Annotated in this window: 19 protein-coding genes and 1 pseudogene; 9 read left to right on the top strand and 11 right to left on the bottom strand. The window is 45.1% G+C overall.

Going from position 1 to position 23,685, the window contains the following annotated elements; genetic code table 11:
- Window positions 1–103: 103 nt before the first annotated feature.
- The 3 genes from ACFGVS_RS26160 to ACFGVS_RS26150 all read right to left on the bottom strand — a co-directional run bounded on the left by ACFGVS_RS26160 (window position 104) and on the right by ACFGVS_RS26150 (window position 4,462).
- Window positions 104–1,399 carry a hypothetical protein gene (locus ACFGVS_RS26160; protein ID WP_439696214.1) on the bottom strand — a complete coding sequence of 432 codons (1,296 nt, stop codon included), beginning with the start codon at window positions 1,397–1,399 and terminating at the stop codon, window positions 104–106.
- A gap of 139 nt (window positions 1,400–1,538) precedes the next feature.
- Window positions 1,539–3,875 carry a M1 family metallopeptidase gene (locus ACFGVS_RS26155; protein WP_439696213.1) on the bottom strand — a complete coding sequence of 779 codons (2,337 nt, stop codon included), beginning with the start codon at window positions 3,873–3,875 and terminating at the stop codon, window positions 1,539–1,541.
- Window positions 3,872–4,462, bottom strand: a complete 591-nt coding sequence (locus ACFGVS_RS26150) for a HupE/UreJ family protein (protein ID WP_439696212.1) — start codon at window positions 4,460–4,462, stop codon at window positions 3,872–3,874. The genes ACFGVS_RS26155 and ACFGVS_RS26150 overlap by 4 nt, the downstream gene beginning before the upstream one ends.
- 66 nt (window positions 4,463–4,528) lie before the next feature.
- On the opposite strand from ACFGVS_RS26150, the gene ACFGVS_RS26145 reads away from it, so the two are divergent.
- Window positions 4,529–5,005: a DUF6702 family protein gene (locus ACFGVS_RS26145; RefSeq protein WP_439696211.1), complete on the top strand. Its 477-nt coding sequence runs from the start codon at window positions 4,529–4,531 to the stop codon at window positions 5,003–5,005.
- Between the two features lie 184 nt (window positions 5,006–5,189).
- Here ACFGVS_RS26145 and ACFGVS_RS26140 read toward each other — a convergent pair whose 3' ends face one another.
- A complete protein-coding gene (locus ACFGVS_RS26140) occupies window positions 5,190–5,552 on the bottom strand; it encodes a nuclear transport factor 2 family protein (RefSeq protein WP_439696210.1) in 363 nt (120 codons plus the stop codon).
- 431 nt (window positions 5,553–5,983) lie between these two features.
- Entirely contained in the window at window positions 5,984–6,544 is a 561-nt protein-coding gene (locus ACFGVS_RS26135; protein ID WP_439696209.1) for a 5' nucleotidase, NT5C type, read from the bottom strand.
- Window positions 6,545–6,635: 91 nt separating this feature from the next.
- Here ACFGVS_RS26135 and ACFGVS_RS26130 point away from each other — a divergent pair, with 91 nt between their 5' ends.
- Window positions 6,636–7,385 carry a DeoR/GlpR family DNA-binding transcription regulator gene (locus tag ACFGVS_RS26130; RefSeq protein ID WP_274209583.1) on the top strand — a complete coding sequence of 250 codons (750 nt, stop codon included), beginning with the start codon at window positions 6,636–6,638 and terminating at the stop codon, window positions 7,383–7,385.
- Between the two features lie 6 nt (window positions 7,386–7,391).
- Complete coding sequence (locus ACFGVS_RS26125) at window positions 7,392–8,561, top strand: MFS transporter (RefSeq protein WP_439696208.1); 1,170 nt, start codon at window positions 7,392–7,394, stop codon at window positions 8,559–8,561.
- 66 nt (window positions 8,562–8,627) lie between these two features.
- Here ACFGVS_RS26125 and ACFGVS_RS26120 read toward each other — a convergent pair whose 3' ends face one another.
- The 3 genes from ACFGVS_RS26120 to ACFGVS_RS26110 form a co-directional block, all read right to left on the bottom strand.
- Window positions 8,628–9,011 carry a hypothetical protein gene (locus ACFGVS_RS26120; RefSeq protein ID WP_439696207.1) on the bottom strand — a complete coding sequence of 128 codons (384 nt, stop codon included), beginning with the start codon at window positions 9,009–9,011 and terminating at the stop codon, window positions 8,628–8,630.
- Window positions 9,012–9,400: 389 nt separating this feature from the next.
- Window positions 9,401–10,345 carry a hypothetical protein gene (locus tag ACFGVS_RS26115; RefSeq protein WP_439696206.1) on the bottom strand — a complete coding sequence of 315 codons (945 nt, stop codon included), beginning with the start codon at window positions 10,343–10,345 and terminating at the stop codon, window positions 9,401–9,403.
- Window position 10,346: 1 nt separating this feature from the next.
- Window positions 10,347–11,804: a serine hydrolase gene (locus ACFGVS_RS26110; RefSeq protein WP_439696205.1), complete on the bottom strand. Its 1,458-nt coding sequence runs from the start codon at window positions 11,802–11,804 to the stop codon at window positions 10,347–10,349.
- A gap of 187 nt (window positions 11,805–11,991) precedes the next feature.
- Between ACFGVS_RS26110 and ACFGVS_RS26105 the strand changes: the two genes are divergently transcribed.
- Entirely contained in the window at window positions 11,992–12,291 is a 300-nt protein-coding gene (locus ACFGVS_RS26105) for an ArsR/SmtB family transcription factor (RefSeq protein ID WP_439696204.1), read from the top strand.
- Between the two features lie 28 nt (window positions 12,292–12,319).
- Window positions 12,320–13,423 carry an NADH:flavin oxidoreductase gene (locus tag ACFGVS_RS26100; protein WP_439696203.1) on the top strand — a complete coding sequence of 368 codons (1,104 nt, stop codon included), beginning with the start codon at window positions 12,320–12,322 and terminating at the stop codon, window positions 13,421–13,423.
- Between the two features lie 179 nt (window positions 13,424–13,602).
- On the opposite strand, the gene ACFGVS_RS26095 is transcribed toward ACFGVS_RS26100, so the two are convergent.
- On the bottom strand, window positions 13,603–15,981 hold the full coding sequence (locus ACFGVS_RS26095; protein ID WP_439696202.1) for an ABC transporter permease: 2,379 nt from the start codon (window positions 15,979–15,981) through the stop codon (window positions 13,603–13,605).
- Between the two features lie 520 nt (window positions 15,982–16,501).
- Here ACFGVS_RS26095 and ACFGVS_RS26090 point away from each other — a divergent pair.
- On the top strand, window positions 16,502–17,842 hold the full coding sequence (locus ACFGVS_RS26090; RefSeq protein ID WP_439696201.1) for an alpha-L-fucosidase: 1,341 nt from the start codon (window positions 16,502–16,504) through the stop codon (window positions 17,840–17,842).
- A 661-nt stretch (window positions 17,843–18,503) separates the two neighbouring features.
- Window positions 18,504–18,890 (top strand): hypothetical protein, encoded by a 387-nt coding sequence (locus ACFGVS_RS26085; protein ID WP_439696200.1) that lies wholly within the window; start codon window positions 18,504–18,506, stop codon window positions 18,888–18,890.
- 165 nt (window positions 18,891–19,055) lie between these two features.
- Here ACFGVS_RS26085 and ACFGVS_RS26080 read toward each other — a convergent pair.
- Both ACFGVS_RS26080 and ACFGVS_RS26075 read right to left on the bottom strand, forming a co-directional pair.
- Window positions 19,056–19,451, bottom strand: a pseudogene (locus ACFGVS_RS26080) (BsuBI/PstI family type II restriction endonuclease); the annotation flags it as partial.
- Window positions 19,452–19,737: 286 nt separating this feature from the next.
- The gene (locus ACFGVS_RS26075; protein ID WP_439696199.1) at window positions 19,738–21,051 is read right to left on the bottom strand and encodes a hypothetical protein; all 1,314 of its coding nucleotides are present in this window, start codon (window positions 21,049–21,051) and stop codon (window positions 19,738–19,740) included.
- Between the two features lie 957 nt (window positions 21,052–22,008).
- On the opposite strand from ACFGVS_RS26075, the gene ACFGVS_RS26070 reads away from it, so the two are divergent.
- Entirely contained in the window at window positions 22,009–22,773 is a 765-nt protein-coding gene (locus ACFGVS_RS26070; protein ID WP_090652299.1) for a hypothetical protein, read from the top strand.
- 98 nt (window positions 22,774–22,871) lie between these two features.
- A complete protein-coding gene (locus ACFGVS_RS26065) occupies window positions 22,872–23,651 on the top strand; it encodes a hypothetical protein (RefSeq protein ID WP_439696198.1) in 780 nt (259 codons plus the stop codon).
- Window positions 23,652–23,685: the final 34 nt, after the last annotated feature.

Raw genomic sequence — 23,685 nt, 5'->3', positions numbered from 1 at the left:
GATGTGGCGTAATCCCTCCAGGCTGTGGTCGGTGCTATCGGGCTGTAAAATATTAGATCATCCGCTATACCAACTGTAAAACGTTCCCCTAAAAAAAAGGATGCTACTTTACTTTAAAATGCACAGTATATGGTAGCAGCGGATAACTTGCTTTGGACTTGAATGATTTGTCGGTAATTACAAAATCGTAAGTTTTACCGGATTGTAAAGCTAATTTGAGCTTAAATGATTTACGATCTTCTGTAAAGCCTGCTACACCAGAAATGGGGAAATGCTCTTTACCGCCTTCACCAAAACTAATAGAATAACCTTCACCCATGGGTTCCGAAAAATTTATGGAGAGTTCTGTGAGCGTCGATGAAACATCTTCCTGTCCGTTTATTTCGGGTGTTAGCCCGGCTACCCGTGGTTGTAGCTTTTCAAATTTCTTTAATAGCTCCTGTTTATCAATAGGCCCCGTATAGTATCCGGATTGCCTAAGGAAGTCTGTAACTTGCTGTTCATTGGTATAATCCAGTTCGATAATCTTTTTTATTGCCTGTTTTTTGTCAGCATGATGCTCGTAATAAGCCTGGCAAATGTTATAACCCACAAAATACCCTAAATCTGCATGGGGATTGTTGGAACCATTATATAACCAGTTACCTGTTGCTCCGCTAAACATTTCAATCAAAAACTTTTCTTTGAGTTCCTGCTCATGCTCCCATCCGTAAATCATGTAAGCATTATTGTTTTTCTTACGGGTCACCAGTTCGGCAATGAAGTCGGCAGCCCCTTCTGTAATTACCTGCGCAAGCAGAAGTTGCCCGTCACCACCCTTTTGTTGTGTGTGCACGTATTCATGAACGTTAAGGGCAACCAGATTTGACGGTTGTTGATTTTTGAATACGTTCTTTAACCAGTCATTCAATTCCGAAGCATCGGTGTTTTTGTCGGCTGTTGCAATTTCTGCCCCAACAAGCACCATATCGTCAGTAGTGGTACCGCCCGAGCGCAGGCCGCCAATAGTAAAATACATTTTAGCCGGGCGCATTTCGGGATATAGCTTCCGAAAGTTTTCAATACTGCTGGTAATGGCAGGTACCTGATTTTTGATACTCAAGGTATTACTTCTGATACTTTTCCAGAACTTAGGATACTTATTAATTAATTTAGTCCACAACTTTGCATTATAGTCACGGGCTTTCATAAAGGCATTTAACCCCGGCGTGGCCTTATCCACATAAAAGCGTTGGATAAAATCAGTTTGCTTTGTTGTATCGCTGGTGGTGGCCACACTATCATATGCTACCCAAAACCTATCAATGTCAGATGTGTAAACGATTTTGAAATCTCGCTTTTGAGCTTGAATTAACAGGGGAAAACAAAGCGTGATGGCCAACAGGTAAATATGTTTCATAATAGCTTATAGACCAATCTTATTTTGATTACGTTACAGCAGGTATTCAAAATTATTTTATTCAGCCCGTGATCGGTATTATAAGGCTGTAATACTCACAAAACAAAGCCCCCAACTCATCATCGGGGGCTTCATTATATTAATTCGTTTTCCGGGCATCCTGCATCGGGTTACTGCCCGATGTGGCTCCCCGTGGTAAAACCTGTTGTTTAAACAGTTCGAACCTTGTTGGGGCATATTCGCGGGGCCAGCTGTTGTTGGCTTCGTCAATGTCGGCGGTTTCGCGGTATGGGTCAAGCTTAATGGATTTTACTTCTTTGGCTTTGGCAAATACCTTGCTCACTTTAAACTCGTTTTTACGCCAGATGTAGGCGGGTAATTTATCAACTTCTTTGGTGCCATCGGTGTAAGTCCACTCAATAATGATCGGGCTTACCAGTCCGCCTTTGTTGCTGAAGGTAAGTTCGTAAAAATTGGTTTTGCTGTCGTAAAACTTCTTCTCGTCGGGGCTTAAGCCGGCATACATATCCTGGTAAGCTTTAGCGGTTAAAGGCGTTGGGGCAAAACGGTCCCATTTGCTGTAAAAATCCTGCAGGGAAGTATCAGCCTCTACGGTCGTTTGCATACCAGCCGCTTTGTTGCGGGTGGTGCTGATATTTTCCATATTATGGTCATACGCGGCACGGTCGGTAGCGCCTTCAAGGGCGGGGTTTTTACTGTTTAATTTGTAATATTTCACGCTATCAAGCGATACATCAACAGGCTCGGTTCCGTAAAACCATCCGCGCCAAAACCAATCCAGGTCAACAGCCGATGCATCTTCCATAGTGCGGAACAAGTCTTCGGGCGTTGGGTGTTTAAAGGCCCAGCGTTTGGCGTAAGTTTTAAAGGCATAATCAAACAACTCGCGGCCCATTACGGTCTCGCGCAGTACGTTAAGCGCGGTAGCCGGTTTGGCGTAAGCGTTGGGGCCAAACATGATAATATTTTCAGAGTTGGTCATGATAGGCTCCAGCTGATTCTTCGGCATTTTCATGTAATCAACAATTTTGTATGCCGGGCCGCGCGACGATGGGTATTTAGAGTCCCACTCCTGCTCGGTTAAGTATTGTACAAAAGTGTTCAGGCCTTCGTCCATCCAGGTCCACTGGCGCTCATCCGAGTTCACGATCATCGGGAAAAAGTTGTGCCCTACCTCGTGGATAATTACGCCTATCATCCCGTTTTTGGTAGCCTCGCTGTAAGTGCCATCTTTTTCGGCACGGCCGTAGTTAAAGCAAATCATCGGGTATTCCATACCGTTTGCCGCCTCCACCGAAATAGCAACCGGGTAAGGGTACGGGATGGTGTGTTTTGAATACGTTTTGATGGTATGCGCAACTACTTTTGTAGAGTATTTGCTGTACAGCGGGTAAGCCTCGGGGCCATAGTACGACATGGCCATCGCTTTGCGACCGCCTTCAATCTGGGCGCTCATGGCATCCCAAACTATCCGGCGCGATGATACCCATGCAAAATCGCGCACGTTTTCGGCATGGAAACTCCAAGTTTTGCGTGCTGCTGCATGGCCTTTCATAGCATTTTTCACTTCATCCAAGGTAACTATTTGCACCGGGGTGGTTGCTGTTTGCGCCTTGTTCCAGCGGCTTAGCTGCGCGCCGGTAAGGTTTTGGGCATAGTTGGAACACTGGCCTGTACCGCCTACCAAATGATCGGCAGGTACATTAATGTTCACTTTAAAATCGCCAAAGGTTAAGGCAAACTCTCCGCTGCCCAAAAACTGTTTGTTTTGCCATCCCTGGAAATCGCTGTAAACAGCCATTCTTGGGTACCATTGTGTCATGGTGTACAGGTAATTGTTATCCTCGGCAAAGTACTCGTACCCGCCGCGGCCGCCAATGGTCATCCTGTCGGATATGTTGTACCACCAGTTAATTTTAAACTTAAATTTTGCGCCGGGTGCCAAGGTAGCTGGCAACTCAATACGCATCATGGTTTCGTTAATGGTGTAGGTAAGGGCGCCACCATTGGCATCTTTTACGCTCACGATGTGGTTACCCAAATCAAGGTTGTGGCCCATAACGCCTTGCAGCTGGCGCATGGTCATTTTGCCCTGCATTTTGCTTTCGGCAGTGGTAAAGCTTTCGGCATCCTTCATGTGCTGGTTTTCGTCCAGCTGAACCCACAGGTAGGTAAGCGCATCGGGCGAGTTGTTACTGTAGGTAATGGTTTCCGATCCATCCAAACGCTGCTTATCGTCGTTAAGGGTGGCGTTAATTTCGTAATCGGCTTTTTGTTGCCAATACTTGGGGCCCGGCGCACCAGATGCCGAACGGTAGCTGTTTGGGGTACTTAGCATCGTACCCAGCTGCTCGAAACGGTTACCGTGGTTTGAGCCGGGATTGTTGTCGTGTTGTGCCCATGATGCCGAGGCCAGCATGAGGCATGAAAATAGGGCAGGGTAAAATTTATTCATCTGAATTTAATTAGGAAAAAACGTTCGATACACATGATAAAAGCAATTCCAAATATAGCCGACGACAGGAACATCGTCCAGTCGCGCTGTGGTGTTTTGGCAAATTTGACGAGCAGGAATGAGATAAGTAACGCAGATATTACAATTAATATCTGCCCAAACTCCAGCCCAAGGTTAAAAGCGAGCAGTTGGCCGGTGATATTGGTACTACTGCCCAGCAAACTTTTTAAGTAATTTGAAAAGCCCATGCCATGGATAAGGCCGAAAAATAAGGCCAGCGCATAGTTAAGCCGCATAGTACCCGTTGTGCGCTTTTTATTAAGCACATTAACCAAACTTGTAAATATTATGGTAACAGGAATTAAAAATTCAATAAGCGAAGTATTGACATGAATAACATTTAACACACTTAAAGCCAGCGTGATAGAGTGGCCGATTGTGAAAGCAGTAACGAGTACCAACACTTTGCGCCAGTCGGCCAGCAGATAGGTACCGCAAAGCACGGCGACGAATAAAATATGGTCGTACCCCTCCCAGTTACAGATGTGTTGCCATCCTAACTGGAAGTATAATGAAAAGTCAGTCATTGAGCTAATTCGCAATTGCCAATAAAAATAACGTTTTTTGTCGAAAATAAAACACCCGAGCGAGAGATGTTACAGTTGATGATGATAAGCCTGTTCAGCTTATTCCACCCCTTTTTTGTAAGCGTTACCGAAATTACCCACAACGCCAAAACCCAAAGCGTTGAGGTAAGCTGCCGCATTTTTTACGACGACCTGGAGCGTACCATAGAAAAGCAATACAAAACCCCGGTTGATATTGTGCACCCCAAAGACAAGGCGAAGCTAAACGAGATGCTGAATGATTATATTAAAAAGCACCTGGCAATAAAAGCCGATAATAAAGTTATTGCCCTAACCTACCTGGGCTACGAAATACAGGAAGATGGCGCCTGGGTCTACTTTGAAGCCAAAGGCATCAGCAAACCCAAAAAGATTGATGTGCACGACGATTTGCTTTATACCGAACACCCCCAGCAAATAAACATGCTGCACGTAACAGTAGGCGGCGAGCGCAAGAGTGATAAACTGGATAACCCGGATAGTGAAGCGGGGTTTACTTTTTAATGTGCAGATTTCAAATTTCAGATGTGCAGATGTTTTTTAATCATAGCAAAAGCCACCTGTCATGCTGAGGTACGAAGCATCTATTCGCAAACTGTGCGCGTACTTTGTAAGGCGTAGAATAGATGCTTCGTACCTCAGCATGACAGTATTTAATGGCTTGTAAAATTGTTATGCAACCGCGTCCCTACTGCAACGGCGGAAAAAAGCTCACCAACTTTGCTATTTTCCCATCTTCATCAAATTCAATATAATCTGTACCGCCCTTGGTTTCTTTACCGGGGATATCAACCGTCCAGGTGTACAAAGCCACGTTATGGTGGTGTTCGGGCAGGGTATGTACGTGAAAGATGCGACCGGGAGCCAACTGGTGCGAGCCTACACACAGTGCGGCAATGCCGTCAACCCCGGTTACATTTTCATAGTTAGGATCGGTGTAAGTAGCTTCGGCGGCCCAGCATTTGGCAAATGCCGCTTTAATGTCGTCCTCGCCTTGTACGTTCCACGAGACTACGTATTGTTTAATGGTTTCTTCTGGTGATGTTTTCATTTGTATTACGTTTAATGTGATACAAAGGAACTGAGGCTTAGCCGCAATAAAATTAAAGTAGTTTAATAAATGAAAAAGGGGGGTGCTTTATTCTCGTAATTGTAATACTGAGTGGTGAAATTTCGCAATTCTGAAGGGGCAATGACGTACAATAAGAGAATTGTCATCCTGAACGTAGTGAAGGATCTATTCGCGAACTTTTCCGTCAGCGATGCACGTCGATTAATAGATTATTCACTCCGTTCAGAATGACAAAAGGGGCTGTTTATAACATGTCATGGGTAGGTACTAAGCATCTGTTCGCGAACTTTACCGGGCAACAACGCAAAGCGGTAAATATATCCTTCGTTCCTCAAGATGACAGGAAAACCGAATATTTCATGAACAACAAGAGACATACTTTTATTTTATCAGGCCTATTCCAAAGCAGTTTACAAAACTGTCTTGACTCCTGATTCTTGACTATTGGTTCTCTCTCCCTCCAGCAACTCCAGCACCTCGGCCCAGCTATTAACCCTTTGGTGGTGATGCAGGTTGGTATTGTGGAAAGCATCAAACATAATGGGCTTGCCGTGGCAGTAGTCCAGGTTTTTGCAGTGGTCGTCAATTAAAAAGTCGGTTTTAATGATGCTTTTATCGCCGCAAAAAACAATGTTTCGCCAGTGGATGAACGGGAAGTGCTCGGCAAGCCATTCATACTTCTCGGGAAGTGACAGCGGGAACTCCATTGCTGCCGATACAATGTACACGTCAAAATCTTCCATTAATGATTTTACGGCTTCAACCGCTCCGTCCATGAGCGGCAGTGTACGGAAAAAACCGGGTTTGTTTACCATCGCGTGGCCTTTGCCTTTAAAAGCATCATACTCGGTCATGCCTGCAATATCCTGCCGGGTTAGCCTTATGCCGGTTTCCTTTTCATAGTAGTCAAAAAAATGGGGCTCGGTATCGGCCATTACGCCGTCCATGTCAATTGCTATCGTTTTTTTCATCTGGTTTGCAATATTTCTCTGTAAATAAAATCATTTTTTGCAATATTTTGCAAATATTATTTTTAAATTTGCAAAATATTGCAATTAAGCTATGATTAAGGACGAACGCTTAGAACAAATACTGGCGCACGTGGCAAGGCAGCGCAGCGTATCACTTACCGACCTCAGCAACGCGCTCAATGTATCTGAAGATACCATCCGCCGCGATATCAAGATCCTGTCGGACCAGGGCCTGCTGAAAGCCGTTCGCGGCGGGGCTGTGGCACACTCACCTATACCACACCACTTCCGCGCAAGGGAAAAGCACGATATGGCGCAAAAACGTATTGTAGCCTCCAAAGCGTTACAATTCATAAAAGACGGGCAGGTAATTTTCCTGGATGGCGGTACCTCCATCCAGGCACTGGCCGAGTTGATCCCTGCCGATATGAAGATCACGGTAGTTACCCACAGCTTCCCCGTAGTGAGCGTGCTGGAAGATCATCCCACCGCCGAAGTGATATTTGCAGGCGGCCGGCTTTGTAAAACCGCTTTTACCACTATAGGTTACGAAACCATCCAGACTTTCAAAAACTTCCGGGCCGACTTGTGCCTTATGAGCGTTTGCAGCATTCACCCCACCATGGGCTTAACTACCGTAAACCACGACGAAGCACAGGTAAAACGTACCATGATGGAAATGGCCGGCCAAACCATCGCCCTATCTACCATTGATAAATTAAACACGGCCGAATCGTACTACATAAGCCCCGCGACAGCTATAGATATTATTGTTACCGATGCCGAAGCCAGCGACGAAAGGCTAACCGCTTACAAGCAAGCAGGCATCACCATAATTTAACACCCATTGAAAAAGAATTTAATTCCCCTTACCCTTGGCGGCCTTGGCATAGGCACCACCGAATTTGTAATGATGGGCCTGCTGCCCGATATCGCCAAAGATTTCCGGGTGAGCATACCCGTGGCCGGGCACCTCATTTCGGCCTACGCGCTTGGTGTGGTTATCGGCGCGCCTTTACTGGTGGCCATCAGCAGCAACTATCCGCCTAAAAAAATACTGATCGCCTTAATGGTCATGTTCACGGTTTTCAATGCTTTTTCGGCTTTCGCGCCCGATCATAATGCCTTGTTTATCGCCCGGTTGTTGTCCGGTTTGCCACATGGCGCGTTCTTTGGCGTTGGCTCGGTAGTGGCAAGCCGCCTGGTCGAGAAAGGTAAACAAGCGCAGGCCATATCGGTCATGTTTGCCGGTTTAACCATTGCCAACCTGTTAAGCGTGCCACTGGGTACGTATATCGGTCACCATTATTCGTGGCGGTACACGTTTGGGCTTATCGCTTTTATCGGGCTAATGGCGCTGCTGTTTATTCAGCTTTGGCTTCCGGCGTTACCGGTAAGTCGTGAGGGCGACATCAAATCAGAAATGGTTTTTTTTAAAACCCGCGAGGCTTGGCTCATTTTGCTAATCACCTCTATTGGCACCGGCGGCCTGTTCTGCTGGATTAGCTATATAGCCCCGCTCATGACCGATGTGAGCCATTTTTCGAAAGATACCGTACCGTTGGTGCTCATCATTGCCGGCCTTGGCATGGTAATAGGCAATTTTATGGGCGGCAAACTGGCCGACTGGCTTGCCCCTGTAAAAGCCTGCTTAATATTGTTGATCAGCATGGCTGTGGCGCTCATTACCATCTATTTTGTATCGGGCAACCAGGTGCTGTCGCTCATCATGACATTTATAACCGGCAGCCTGTCTATGGCCATCGGCTCCCCTATACAAATCCTTATGATCCGCACCGCCAAAGGGGCCGAAATGCTGGGCGCTGCAGCCACACAGGCCGCTTTTAACACCGGCAACGCCTTAGGCGCTTTCCTTGGCGGCCTGCCCATCGCCATGGGCTACGGTTTTACTTCGCCCGAGCTAGTAGGCGTTGTAATGGCTGTAAGCGGGGCGTTGTTTGCGGTGGTACTGTTTAAAAGACAGGCAGCGGTGAAAAGAGAGCTGGAGGTGGCGTAAATAGTTTTCTTAAAAAAAAGGCCAGGAAAAAAATACCTGGCCTAAACGCATTTAGTAATATGATGGTTAATTTTTAGGATAATGCAACACCAATGATGTGCCTGCAGTAACATTTACATCACCGTCATCGGCTTTGGTTGCATTATCATCAATTTGATAATGATATGCGCCTTTGGCCCCATCCGGGCTAATGCTAATCAGTAAATGGTCGCCGGTTGAAATGGTTGTATTATAAGTAAAACTGGTACCATTATTGGTAACCGATGTTAATACCTTAGCGCTCTCGGCAGCGGTTCCGCTGGCTTGAAGGCTGATAACCGTTTTGTAACCACTTGCATTTGTAGTGAAGGTTAATGCATGACTGGTTACCGGGGTAACCTTATCCTTTTTACTGCAACCTGTAATGGCCATAACGGCAAGTAAAGATAAAATTGGAAATGTTTTTTTCATAGTATAAGCTGATAGATATGGGCACCGCAGGTACAACCGCCTGCAGAACGCACGCAAACTTATTTAAATAATTATCTAATTAAGAAAATAATTTAACCAATTAATACAATACCTTATAAATTAAGGTTATAATGTCACTAAGGGTGCGAGTAGTAAGTACAGAGTTCAACCTTTCTTTTCGCTGTGGATTTATGACTTTGGGCTCAAAACAACCGGCCTACGTCTTTAACACGGTGCAGAGGGCGTTGCCTGCTCCGTTTATACTGCACAAACGTTAGGCGCTGCCGGGCCGCGGTGTCCACACAGGGCCGGTATCCACTTTTGTCCTTAACGCGAAAGGCAAAATCCGCGCGATGAGGGCTAAACATTTAAAGCCTGTAATATAATTTCTATTTATAAATATTGACTATGGCACTGTTTTTATATTGATGTGCACCATATGTGCTGGTCAAATAAATATGGTTAAACTGCGTTTTTATCAAATTGATATCGCCACCGGGAATGGTAAATTCATGTAATAACTTTTCATTTTTTATCACTGCAAAATAGGAGTTTTTGCCACTGGTATCCGGGCCAGCAACATATATGGTATTTTTGCTCAGCTCCATTTCATATATATTATAGGCTTTGGTAAAGCTCATCAAAGTATCTGTTTTGCCGTTTTGCCTTTTTACATAAAGTTTATTGTGATCGTTGTCATTGCTGATAAAATAATTCCCCACCGACAGATCTGTTATGTCGTTATCGTTATCAGGCAGTTGTTTTATAAACCGCCAGTTACGGGAGGCATCGCCACCTACGAGCCTATGAACTTTTTTGCTCCAACCATCAATTACTTCAAGTGGCCGGCGAGGGTTTGAATTAATATGAAACGGAAAAAAGATACTCGTATTGAACTCATATGTTGTCCAGGTTTGTCCAGCATCGTTGGAGGAGTGCATCCTGCAATAACTTGGTTCATGAATGCCCATCCAGCGTTCCAATCCCCACCATATTCCTTTATCATCAATTGTAAACTCATCTATGCGGAATATTTTTTTACCCAACCACTTCCATGTTTTACCATTATCTGCACTTAACTCGATACCGACAGAACGCCTTAGCAATATTATGGTATCTTTAGATACGTCAAAAGCACCATATATTTCATGATCTTTTTCGGCCCGGTTAAGCATACGCTGCCACCATTCATCGCGACTTTCTCCTTTAGGCAGCGCTATTTTCTTTTTGCTGTTACTTAAACATGACGAAGTACTTGTTATAAAAAAGAAAAAAATGGTATAATATGTAAAGCGATGCACGCTATGTTTTAACCAGATCCCTTGCCTTTCCATTTTATTTCACCCGTTTGGTTTGTACTTTTTGCCCATCGGCATACAATACCAAATTAACACTCCCATCGGTATCCTTTGCAAATTCCAGTTCATAAGGCAAGTCGCGCAGGAAGAATTTGTTTGGTGCTTCGGCAAATAGTTCGCGTTTCGTTTCACCCTGCATCCTTACATAAAAGTGGCCTTCTTCAAATAAAATGGTTAAAACCCTGTTGGGTGCCAGCTGAAATTGCCCGGTATACGTTTGCAATACATCGGCTGCGGGTGTAGAAATCCTTTTTTTAATATTTGGATGATACAGATCTTTAAACTCATAAACCTTTGCCACACTGTTTACCACTTCGGTTGCCAATTGCTGGCTGCCACTATTAAGCATAACTACTACGCCATTACCGCCCCGCAGGCTGCCATAATAAATACTCTGGAAACCTACAGTCGATCCCGGATGGGTGAAATATTTTGTACTATCCAATACATTAATAAAAACACCAAGTGCTATTCCCATTTTATTTTGGTACGATGTAAACATCAGCCTGGCGCTTTGCTGTGTTAAAACTTTAACCGATTTACCCTCGTAAGCCAATTGCATTCCGATAACAAATTTAGCCAGGTCGGTAGGATTCGTCCACAAGCCGGCGGCGGCTTGCTCCGGAAAAATACGGTACTTTCCGGGTATAGGGTTGCCAACTATATTATAACCGGTGGCCAGCTTGCCCTCATAAACGGCGGCAGGAGGCTGGCTGAAGGTGCTGTTATTCATGCCCAACTGTTTTAGCGCGGCTTTTTCCATGTAGTCCGCATAATCCTGCCCGGTAATATCCATTACAATTTGCTGCGAAATGATGACCCCACCGCCGGAATATTCAGGTCGTAATCCAGGTTCAAAAGCAGAACGTATACGGGGACTGTTGGCCGGCTTTTCGCCATTTAAAACCTGCACTATGGTTGGCAGTGGCTTGCCTGGCAGATAACCTCCAAAGCCTTGCAGGTTTATCCCACCGGTATGGCTCAACAGGTTTGCCATGGTGATCTTTTTTCCTTTGGATAGGCTATCATATGGAAACTTCCAATTTTTTAGGTAGGTATTGATATCGGTATATAAATCGATTTTTTTTTCCTCCGCCAGTTTAAGTACGCCAACAGCGTTTAACGATTTACTTATGGAACCAGCCTGGAAAAGCGTTTGCGTGGTAACCGGCGTTTTTGAACTATCGTTGGCAAAACCATAGCCCTTTGCCCAAACCAGCCGATAGTTTTGAATAACCGCTATACTTAACCCCGGCGTTTTATAAAAGGCCATCCTATCCAATATATTCCAGTTTTTTTCGCCCTCTATTTGTACAGGCGCAAACAAACCGTTTTCAACTTTGGCAATATTTTCTTTTGTGTTGTTTTGGGCATACCCGGTTAACGTTGTTAATAACAGTAAAATTAAAGCGAATAATTTAAAAAATGTATTCATACAAATTATTTGGTTTAGATGTTTATAAATTCAAATATCAAAATTTAATTCCGTATTATAAAAATAAACAGAATAAAATTTTATCAAACAGAAAAACGCACATTATGTAATGGCATTAACTATCAATCCAATGTCATCTCTCCACTATTAATTGACATATCGGGAAAAGTCGATATATCTTTGTGCCATGGATCAGTTAGAGATATTTAAGGCGCTATCAAACAAAACCCGGCTGCAAATTTTGCAGTGGCTTAAAGAACCCGAAGTCAACTTTCCCTCCCAACAGGAATACGGGTTTGCCAATGGCGTTTGCGTAGGCCAAATTCAGGCTAAGGCCGGGCTTACACAATCTACCGTATCAGAGTACCTTGCACTAATGCAGCGCACCGGGCTGGTTACGGCTACCCGTGTTGGGCAGTGGACTTACTACAAACGAAACGAAGAAGCCTTTGCAACCTTAAGTAAACTGATTGAATCGGAATTATAATAAGCATTTACAAAACACAAACTATACCATGAGTACTAATAACACCTTGTTCAGGCCGTTTAGCCTGAAATCGTTAAATACCAAAAACCGCATTGTAATGGCGCCCATGACGCGCTCATTTTCGCCAAGCGGTGTGCCTACAGCCGATGTTGCCGCCTATTACCGCAAACGCGCCGAAGGCGAAGTGGGTTTGATACTGTCCGAAGGCACAGTTATCGACAGGGTATCGTCATCAAATGATCCTAACATTCCCCACTTTTATGGTACCGAAGCTTTGGCCGGCTGGCAAAATGTAATTAACGGTGTGCATGCGGCCGGCGGCGCTATGGGCCCGCAAATCTGGCATATGGGTATTATGGATAACCACCGCTCCGGCTGGGTACCGTCGCAGCCATTTGAAGGGCCATCGGGCTTAAACAGGCCGGGCAATACCAATGGCAACACCATGACCGATGCTGATATTGCCGATACCATTGCCGCATTTGGCCGCGCTGCCGCTGATGCCAAAAGATTGGGCTTTGACTGTGTTGAAATTCATGGCGCGCACGGTTACCTCATCGACCAGTTTTTTTGGGATGGTACCAACCAACGCACCGACATTTATGGCGGTAAAACCCTGCCCGAACGCAGCCGTTTTGCAGTTGAAGTAATTAAAGAGGTAAGGAAACAGGTTGGCGAGGATTTTGCCATCATCATCCGCCTGTCGCAGTGGAAGCCTGCCGACTATAACAACCTGCTTGCCAAAACCCCACAGGAATTAGAAGCATGGTTAAACCCGATGGCCGATGCAGGTGTGGATATTTTCCATTGCTCGCAACGCCGTTTCTGGGAAACCGATTTTGAAGGATCGGACCTTAACTTTGCAGGCTGGGCCAAAAAAGTAACGGGTAAAGCAACCATTACCGTTGGTTCTGTTGGTTTAGATGGTGAGTTTTTGGCTGCCTTTGGTGGCGCAAGCTCAAACCCAAGCTCGTTAGATGAATTGCTGCGCCGCATGGACCGTGGGGATTTTGACCTGGTAGCCGTTGGCCGACCCCTATTGGCCGACCCACACTGGGCTCAAAAAATCCGTGATAACCGTAACGAAGAACTGAAAGGTTTTAGTAAAGAAGCTTTGGCGCAATTGGTGTAATGACATCTGTGAGACTTGCGAAGTTTCTAAAACTTCGCAAGTCCTTAATCTTCCCAAAACCTCCTTTCCCCCGCATAAGCGATTGCAGTGGATACCGGCCCGTGGTTAAGGCTTTGTGCGCGTATGAACGGAAAGCGCGGCCCTGCCTCTACCGGCGGGGAAATGCCCAAACCGCTCCCCTACTCCGCCTTTAAATTCCTCGCCGGGTTGGCGATAGCCGCTTTAATCGACTGAAAACTAATGGTCACCAACGCGATAAACATAGCTGCCAGGCCCGATGAAACAAACACCCATACCGGGATATTGATGCGGTAGGCAAAATTTTGCAGCCAGTTGTGCATTAACCACCATGATACCGGCGATGCAATGAGCAGGGCAATTACAATAAGCTTAATAAAATCCTGAGATAACAGGAGTGTAATGTTACTTACCGAGGCGCCCAGTACTTTACGTACGCTGATCTCTTTTTTACGTTGGGCAATGTTATAAGCCGACAGGCCCAACAGCCCAAGGCAGGAGATAACGATGGCCACAACGGCAAAGCAGATGAACAGCTTGCCAAAGCGTTCCTGGGCTATATATTGCTGGTTGTAGGCTTCATCTGCAAAAAAGTATACCAGCGGCACATCGGGTAGTATTTTTTTCCAGGTGGCTTCCAGTTGATGCACTGTCGACCGTACATCTGTGGATGTGATATCGATAGTGATGTTGGTTAAATGGCTGGAATCAACCCGCACCGTTAGCGGCTGCACGGTTTCTAAAAAGGAATGGTTATGAAAATCCCCAATCACGCCAACAATCTCGCCGGTGTGGTTAAGCTGTTTAAAATGTTTACCAATGGCATCCTCCGGTTTTTTGAAGCCCAGGCTTTTTAACATGGCCTGGTTAATGAGCATGGCCTTCATCGAGTCGAGGGCCAGGTTTTTTTGAAACCCGCGCCCGGCAACCAGGTCGATATGGTATTGTTTCAGGAATACATCGTCAATAAAATAAACGTCGGGCCGCTGCTGTTGCTTTTCGCCTTTGCTGTTCTCAATCATGGTATTAAACTGGTTGTTTGACGTGCCGGGAATAGACGACGACAGGCTGACCATACCAACGCCCGGAATTGCCGCCAGCTGCTGCCTTATCCCATCGGTATGCTGGTTAATGCTGTTGCTAAACTGGTAATCAATCACCAGTTTATGATCTTTTTGAAAACCCAGCTGCTGGTTTTGCATAAAGTTAAGCTGCATATGCACAATGGTAGTAGCCAGGATAAGGAATATAGAAATACAAAACTGCGCCACCACCAACGACCGCCGTAACATAAGCCCCGTACCCGACGAGCCCGTTTTGCCTTTAAGGCTGCTGATGGGTTTAAAGCCCGATAAAAACAAAGCCGGGTACGCTCCGGATAATATGCCTACCCCAACAGCCAACGCCAGCAGCCATAATACATGCTGCACATTGTGAAAAATACCGTCGGCTATAATAGTGCCCGTTAGCTGGTTAAATAAGGGCAATAACAGCGATGCAAACAGCAGGGCTATGATAAATGCTACCAAACAAAGTATTACCGCATCCATAAAAAATTGCAGCATCAGCTGGTATTTTGATGCGCCAAGCACCTTGCGCACGCCAATTTCTTTGGCCCTTTGTAACGAAAACGCGGTAGTGAGGTTAATAAAATTAAAACAGGCAATAAACAGCACCAGCAACGCTATGATAGATATAATATACACATTGGTAATGCTGCCGCTGGCCGATGTGCCTGTACGGTGCCCCCGTGGTTTGCCATACAAATAAACCTTTTTCAATGGCTCGATAGATAGCTGGTATTTAAAATCGGTTTGATCCATATTGGCTTTTACCATAGCCGGCAACTTGGCCTGCAAAGCCGCCGCAGATGCACCGGGTTGTAATAACAGATAGGTGTAAAAGCCAAAGCGGGTCCAGTGGTTCCAGTTTTCATCAACCAGGGTCGAGATAGAAAAAATAACATCAACCCGCAGGTGCGAATTGTACGGAATATCCTTCATAATGCCGGTTACCCTGCATTTGGCTTTGCCGTTGATGAGCATGGTTTGACCCATCGGGTCGGCGTTGCCGAAGTACTTTTTGGCGGCGGTTTCGGATAGTACCACATCGCAGGGGGCATTAAACAGGTGGCTGATGTCGCCCCGCAGCAGCGGCCATGAAAATATTTTAAAGGCCGACGAATCGGCGTAGGCTACTTCTTCCTTCACCGCGTTGTCGGGGTTGCTTTGCAAAATCATATCGTCCATAAACACCCTGGCCATATCTTTTACTTCGGGGAAGGCTGCTTTCATAGCCGGCCCCATCGGGGTTGATGCACTTTCGTAGTTAATACCTACCGGCGTTTTCACATCGGTTACCAGGCGGTAAATATTATCGGCCTTTTCATTATAACTATCGCGGTTTAATTCAAAATGCACATACAACAACGCGAAAAAACAAACGCAAATACCGGTAGCCAGGCCGGTGATGTTGATGAGGGAGAAAACCTTGTTCTTCCACAGGTATCGCAATGTGGTTTTAAAGTAGTTTTTGAGCATGGTAGGTAGATGTTGTACACCCTAAATTAGGGTTATTTTCTTAAAAGACTGTCATGCTGAGTGGCGAATCCGCTGTTTCTGAAAGAGGAAATGGCGTATATCGTATATCGGCGAACAATCACCCGGCGAGGCTACGCCCGCCACCCTCTCTTCGGCTTCGCCGGAAAGAGGGGCTTGAAAATTTATTATTTTTTTATAATATATTGATATTAAGCGTTCAAGCCCCTCTTTACACCGCAGGTGAAGAGAGGGTGGCGGGCGCAGCCCCGCCGGGTGAGTATTAGCCAGCGTTCAAAGCCAATGTTTGTATAACACCTAACATGTCATCGGTAAGCACGAAGCAACCTCCACTCTTCCTATTGTTTGATTTAGATAAATGATTTCAATAACTAAAACTCAATTAGCGGTTTGTTTACCTTTGTGATGATCGAATACAATAATGTCTATCGGGGTAAGGTATACCACCGGTTTCAATTGGGATCAAGCCAGTTATATAAATTTTATTTTTCAAATTTTGTTTATGCCTAAATACAACTCACTACGCATTGTAATTGCTGCCTGTTTCTTTTCGTATTCCTTAACTGTTTGCGCCCAGCAAAAAACCGCACCCGATTCTATCCGGAAAAAAATGCAATGGTTTGCCGATGCAAAACTGGGCATTTTCATTCATTGGGGCATTTACTCGGTAAATGGGGTTGATGAAAGCTGGAGCTTTCATAACAAAAAAATAAGCTACAAAAGCTATATGGAGCAGTTAAAAGGCTTCACGGCATCCCGGTATAACCCCGGCGAATGGGCCGGTTTAATTAAGCAAAGCGGGGCCCGCTATGCCGTTATTACTACCAAGCATCACGACGGCTTTGCACTATGGCCCACAAAACAGCATCATTTCAACGTGGTTGATAATTCGCCTGCAAAAAAGGATGTGTTAAAACCGTTTTATGATGCTTTGGATAAAGAAGGGATTAAACGCGGCGCCTACTTTTCTTTGATAGATTGGAGCCATCCGGATTATCCCGGTTTTTTAAAAGACAGCAGCCGGTATAAAGTTGCCGATGATCCCGGGCGCTGGCAACGCTTTCAGCATTTTTTTCAAGCGCAAATTGATGAGGTAAATAAAGCATATAAACCAGACTTGTGGTGGTTTGATGGCGACTGGGAACACAGCGCTGCCGAATGGCAGTCGGAAAAAGTAAGGAAACAAATTTTAAACCTCAACCCGGCGGCTATCATTAACGGCCGGCTGCAAGGATATGGCGATTACGAAACACCCGAACAAAACTTCCCGGTTAGCCGCCCTAACTTTAATTGGTGGGAGTTGTGTATGACAACCAATAATAACTGGGGTTATCATCCCGACGATACCAATTATAAAACGCCTTTTGAAGTCATCAGCATTTTTGTTGATGCGGTTAGTAACGGCGGCAATCTTTTATTAGATATTGGCCCCAAGGCCGATGGAACCATCCCCGCCGAACAGGTAAATATTTTAAAAGAGCTTGGCGCCTGGAACAAAAAAAATGGAGAAGCCATTTTTGGAACACTACCCGGTTTGCCCCAGGGCCATTTTTACGGGCCTACCACCCTATCAAAAGACTCAACAACCATTTATCTTTTTTTACCGGGACAAACCACCGGAAACATTATGCTAAAGGGCTTGAAAAACACCATTAAAGATGTACAGGTAGTGGGAACAACCGCCCATTTACAGCCCAAAGTTGTAGGTAAAATTTCCTGGAGCCCGGTACCCGGCCTTGTTTTCATCAACGTGCCCGACAAATATAAAGACCCCTACATAACCGTAATCAAACTACAATTAGACAAGCCTGTGCAATTATATCATGGGCAGGGCGGGCTGTAACTCTTTACTCTCCTTCATGGCAATGCCTGCGGCCCGGGCTGTACATTCATACGCGCACAGGGCCTTAAGCGCCGGGCCGGTATCCATTTCCATCCCTATTGCGGGGGATTAGGGGTTAAAACGATCTTGCGTTTGATATGGATTCGTTATGCCGCCCGACCACGATATTGCGGGTAACCATCACATTGAGCTAACCCGCTGCTATGTCCGCAACGCGCTAAATGGTGAACGGGTTTAATTGCAGGTGTGTGTACCGGTACAAGGTGAAACAGGGTAACACACCCTGACACGGGGTGGTACACCCTGGTACGGGATGGTACACCCTGGTACACCCTGGTACGGGGTGGTACACTACCGATGATTAATATTTTTAATCCGGGCGAAATTTCGGATATAGCGGAAGCATTGTGTGGGGGGTGGCGCAAGGGGGACTTGTGATTGTCTCGTCCCAAAATTTTTCGTCCCCTCAGGGTCTCTCGTAGGGGACCCTGAGGTACCCAATCATCTCGCATCGACGCCGCTTTGGAATTACTGCTAACTTTGTACAACCGCGGGGACGGAAATTCGCTGAAACCGGTGAGAATAACCTAATCTGGTCGAATACGGTGGTGGTACCGTGATAGGTTTTGTAAAATGGGTGTTAAACGCTAAATGAATCAGGATGAATTACAATCAAACGCCATGGGATTTCGATGAAGCAATGCAGATAGAGGGCTATAAGATAAAATATGAAAACCTCCGTGAAATTGGTCAGGGCGCACCGTTAATAGGCGACTTACTGATTAATGGTAAACAAATGCCTGGATATGGATTTGGAGGGCCATTAATCTATCAAAACTTCAATTTGTACATACCGGCATATTTAAAAGAATCTTCTTTCGGTTGGTGCTTCAAATTAGGGATAGTAGATTTAAAAGACTTAAGTATCCGGATTTTTGGAGAGATGAACCACGTATTACACCTTGATAAAATAGAAAATGATCGCATTTATTATTTTATCAGTTGGGATAAAGTGAAGTACAATTATTATGAGGGTGTTATTAAATGATTTCAACGTAATACCAAGGCGTTAACAAGCTCATTTTTTTTCAAACTTCAATAAGTCACGAGTGAGCTAACGCACAAGCAGCCACACAACATTTGCGCTAAGGGGGTTTTATGTGTCTTTTTTTAGGTACCATAAGATAACGAGTCGCGATCACAAGGCCGCAGTTCATCGGTCAGCAACTAAAGACTGCGCTAAAAGTAGTAGGACGAAAATGTATGATATGGAAAACACCTTAAAGATGCGTTTATTATAGGGCCCTAAAAATTTACCTCCATTGAAATGAACTAAATGATCTGGATTATCAGCAGTCCAAACTTCGGTTTCCCAACCAATGTCAACGACATTTTTTCGAAAATCAGCTTTCGATGTGAAGGCTGTAACAAAAATCAAATCGGCAGTGCAATCCTTCAATGCTTTTTTTAATTCTAATATTCGTTCCTCACTCATTGGACCTGAAGTAAAAAATGCCTCAATTAGAAAAAGCCAGTTCTTCTTTTGATCGTAAGCGACAATATCAGGCAGAGAGTCATGAGTCAGTTCAAAAAAACCTAAGCCTTTTAATTTGTCATCATTGCTGCCCGTTTAACGCAAGTCTTTGGGGCTCACTCCGGGCAGATACCTTTAGTTTAATAAGGTAGTAATATTTCCATCCCCAGCGTAAGGGATAGCAGCGAATACCGGCCCCGCGGCTAATGCTTGTGCAGTATAAGCGCATAGCCCGGCACCGCTTCTACCAGCGGTGTTACGCCATAATAATCATTACCTGCATAGTTCAATTAACCCCTACCTTCCCTTCCCAAGGGAAGGAATCGCACGTGTCCCCGGCTCTTTTTAATCTTTTCAACATTTATTGATACACCACTTTCACCGGCACCGCAGCAACCCAAACTGCCATCCTATCGTGCGTTTTCGCAAATTGCTTTTTGAAAAAATTGCCATCCACCTTCACCTTGCCGGCGAAGGCCGTTTTTCCGTTTACTATTATTTTTACTTCTTTGGTTATATCAACCATTTGCGGGCTTATTAAAACTTCAAAAGCGGTTACCCGCGAGGTGGAAATTTCAAATGTGTTGTTGTTATAAGTCCCTGTTATAGCGGCGCTGGGGTTTATGCGATAGTAAGGGTAGCTCTTCCATGTTTTGGTATTTTTATAATAACTGCCAGTATTGTATGGCTTATGCCAGGGGGCGGCATTCAAAGTAAGATCCCAGTTATTGATAACCAACCAATTGCAGCTGCTGTATAAATGGCTGGCGGTTTCCCAAAATAAAGTTTTAGCGTAAGGGTTGCGGCGGGTGCTGTCGATAAATTTAAGGGCGTTGGGGTAATCGAGGTCTAAATGTTTGTCGAAGTGCTGGTAGCCGTAATACTCTTTATATTTAAAGTTGGTTTTTAAGGAATCCAATAGTTTGATAATCACCCGGGCTTGCTCGATGGGGCGAATATCGTCTTTATCGGAATGGACGGCATACAGTGGCTTGTTGACGGTGTTTCGTAAATAAATATCATCAACCGCCAGGTTGGTTAACATGGAATTATAGCACAAAAAGCCCGCAAATGGTGTGGGGTTATATATATCTAACGCAAAAGCACCGTCGGACCCATCAGAATGCCCCATTGCAAAAACCTTATTATCATCAATATTTACAGATCGTTTAACTTCATTGATGATATTGAGCAATGTTTTAAAAGTGAGATTATCCCCGGGCCTCCATTCGTTAACCACCCAGCTAAACTTTTTGGTTGCATCGCCATAGGGCATAATAATGATGTTGCCTGTTTTACACAATTTGCCAATAAAGGGGTCGTCGTCGGCCTCGGTGGCCTTATGCTGTCCCATGGCATCGCTAAAATGAGATGCCCCGACAGCGCCATGCAGCAACAACACCAGCGGCGTTGGCACCGACGGGTCGTACGCCTGGGGGATAAACAACCGGAAGGGCACCGCGCCAAAAACCGAATCGTTGATGGTAAAAATGTGCATATCCCGGTACTCCCCGAGTAAAGGAAAATGGCTGTAGCCGAGTTCGGCAGGTTGGCCGTTTTTCAACAACTTGTCTAAATCGCTTTTAGGAATGCTGCTAAAATCGGTTACCTGGGCAAATGCCGGGCCCGTAAACAACAAAAACAGGGTAGCGATAAGGCGGCAATATTTTAACACAGGTAATGTTTTTAATGTGTAACTGATAGGTGACTGCGTTGGTAAAATAGTTAATATTTGATGGAATGGCAAATTGGTGAGGGGGAAGTGGGTGGTGTTACCCGAAGGAGTTGGTTTTACAAACCTTGGCTTTGAACGCGGGCGAAGACTCACCCGGTCGAGGCTACGCCCGACCACCCTCTCTTCGGCTGCGCCGGAAAGAGGGTTGAGCTCATTTTTTGTTTTTTTTGCCCCAGTATGCGACGCGCTATTTCTTTGTTTTGTCGAAAGTATCTCGTTTTCCCCAAAGTGTCAGCAGAGGGAGCTTCGGGCGAAAACGGCCAAAACGATGGTGGGCAGTGCGGTTGCAGGGCATAGGAAGTTTTGCCAGAAGGGCGGGCTTGTTCGGGCAAAGCATGGGGGCAAATAATTCCAGCCCAGGTTTTGGCCGTCTTGTGGGGCAAAGGCTCGTGCGGGAAGCATTTCTGCTGACTTGAATTATTCGCTGTCGTTTGTTTTTTATAGGTGCTCATTATCTCGCTACGCTCGGTCTTTTGGTCCTTTTTGTTTCAAGACAAAAAGGACTAGGCCACCCGCGGCCATGAGCGGGCCGATGTTGAAGCTTTTACAAAGTAATGTTGTAATCTGCAAAACATCAAGCTTTATTAGATTGCCTGGTTCCTGACTATGACATATTTTATTTCGCTGGCCCTGGGGTACGAAGGATCTATCAGCTGTGCATGACCGATAGAAAAGTTAGCTAATAGATCCTTCGTTCCTCAGCATGACAGTGCTTTTATTTACCCCCGTTGTTGCCACAGTCTTAAATTTCGACGCTTAATTCTTGACGCTATTCAAAAAAATTTGTAACATCGTATTACATCCTGCATCTAAATAAAAAAACAAATACAAAAAAAGCCAGCCGGCGTAACCCAAACCAAAAAACCGCCGTGCCGGCAAACAACTCATAAAATTATCATGAAAAAAATATTTATTGCACTTACAGGTTTAGTGGTTAGTCTTTCGGCATGCAGCCAAAACCCGCCGCAGCAAAACAATGTTACTATCGAAAACAATACCACTGCCGGGTTTGACGTAAATAAGCTTGCCCAGTTTGTAAAAAACAGTACCGACCCGCAAACCCTTGAAAAAGCCATTAACAACCCCGCCAACCAGATCAACAACCTGGACCTGGATAAGGACGGCAACATTGATTACCTGAAGGTACAGGAGGCCGACAACAACAAATTGAACGTAATTGATGATGTTAGCAATTCGCAATCGGTAACGGTGGCCAGCATTAACGTTCAGCCAACGGGCAATAACAACACCGCCAACCTGGATATCCAGGGTAATCCAAGCTATGTGGGGTATAACAACTATTACCACTCGTCGTTCGGGTTAACCGACTTTTTGATCTTAAGCTATTTTATGCGCCCTCATGCTTATTATGTGCCGGTGTACCATTACGGATACTATCCACATTATTATACCCGTACGCGTACTTATACTACGTTCAGGCCAACTACCTCGTCGTACATGTCGTCAAGAAGCAGCAGCCGGAGCAGTTTGAGCCAGCCAACCAGGTCGCAAAGATCATTCAGCAACCGCAGCTCGGGCAGCCGGGTTCGGAGCGGTGGCTTTGGTAGCAGCAGTTCGGGCAGCAGCTTTGGCAGCGGCAGAAGTTCGGGCAGCAGATCGGGGTTCGGGCGCAGCCGCGGTGGTTTTGGCCGCAGGCGATAATATTTTCAATCTCATTAATTTTTATATTCTAATTAGACAGAATCCTGAAGTCTCCCCTACCGGGGGAGATTTAGCGGGGGCTCACATTTACTTAAATTATGGCTATCCAATTAAGAAAAAATACCGTTTTATCTGACGATAATAAAAAAACGTTTAAAGCAATTATCGTTTTAAACGAAATGATAAATGGCAACCACCAGTTTAGCAGCAGCGCTTATGGCGACGATGCCGTATTACAGCCGCTGTTTCATGAGCTTGTTGCCAACGGCTACATCATCAGCTCGGGTTCGGTTTATAAGGTAAGCTCAAAGGGACGTGGCGTGTTTGATACCTTTATGAAGCGCTATACCGAATACCTGAAAGTTTACGACGTTTTTTCGTTTGTCGACCTGGAAAAAGGCGAATTTGCTTTTAGCAGCTATTTCGATTTTGATAACGACGACGACTGGTTCAACTTTACCGACAATGAGCGTTTTGACGATTTGCGCATTGCCGTAGCGATGTTTAAAAAAGCCGATCCGGCCGAAATTGTATTTATGTCGTTCATCAACGAAAACAGGTTTGATACCAGCGTATCGGGCTGGCAAAATGATTTGATGGCCGACACCGCCTGGGGCGAAATAGAAGAAATTTGCAACACCGCCATAAAGCCCGAAGATGTTGGCGAAGATGCCATGGTAGATATGATAAACCAGGGATCGGAACTGATGATTAAACTGATGGAGGAAGAGCAAAAACAGAATAGCAATAACAACAATTATGGAGGCGGCACTACCACCACTACCATTGTTGAAGAAGAAACCATCGAGTACTACGAACCCTACTATGATCCTTATTACATCTCGCCAATTTGGCTGGTACCGTTGTTTATCTGGTAATGATTACCAATAGATCATAAACGGATATTTAAAG

The organism is Mucilaginibacter sediminis, from assembly GCF_051903035.1.
Taxonomy (GTDB): domain Bacteria; phylum Bacteroidota; class Bacteroidia; order Sphingobacteriales; family Sphingobacteriaceae; genus Mucilaginibacter.
This window is presented reverse-complemented; position numbering and strand designations above follow the sequence as displayed.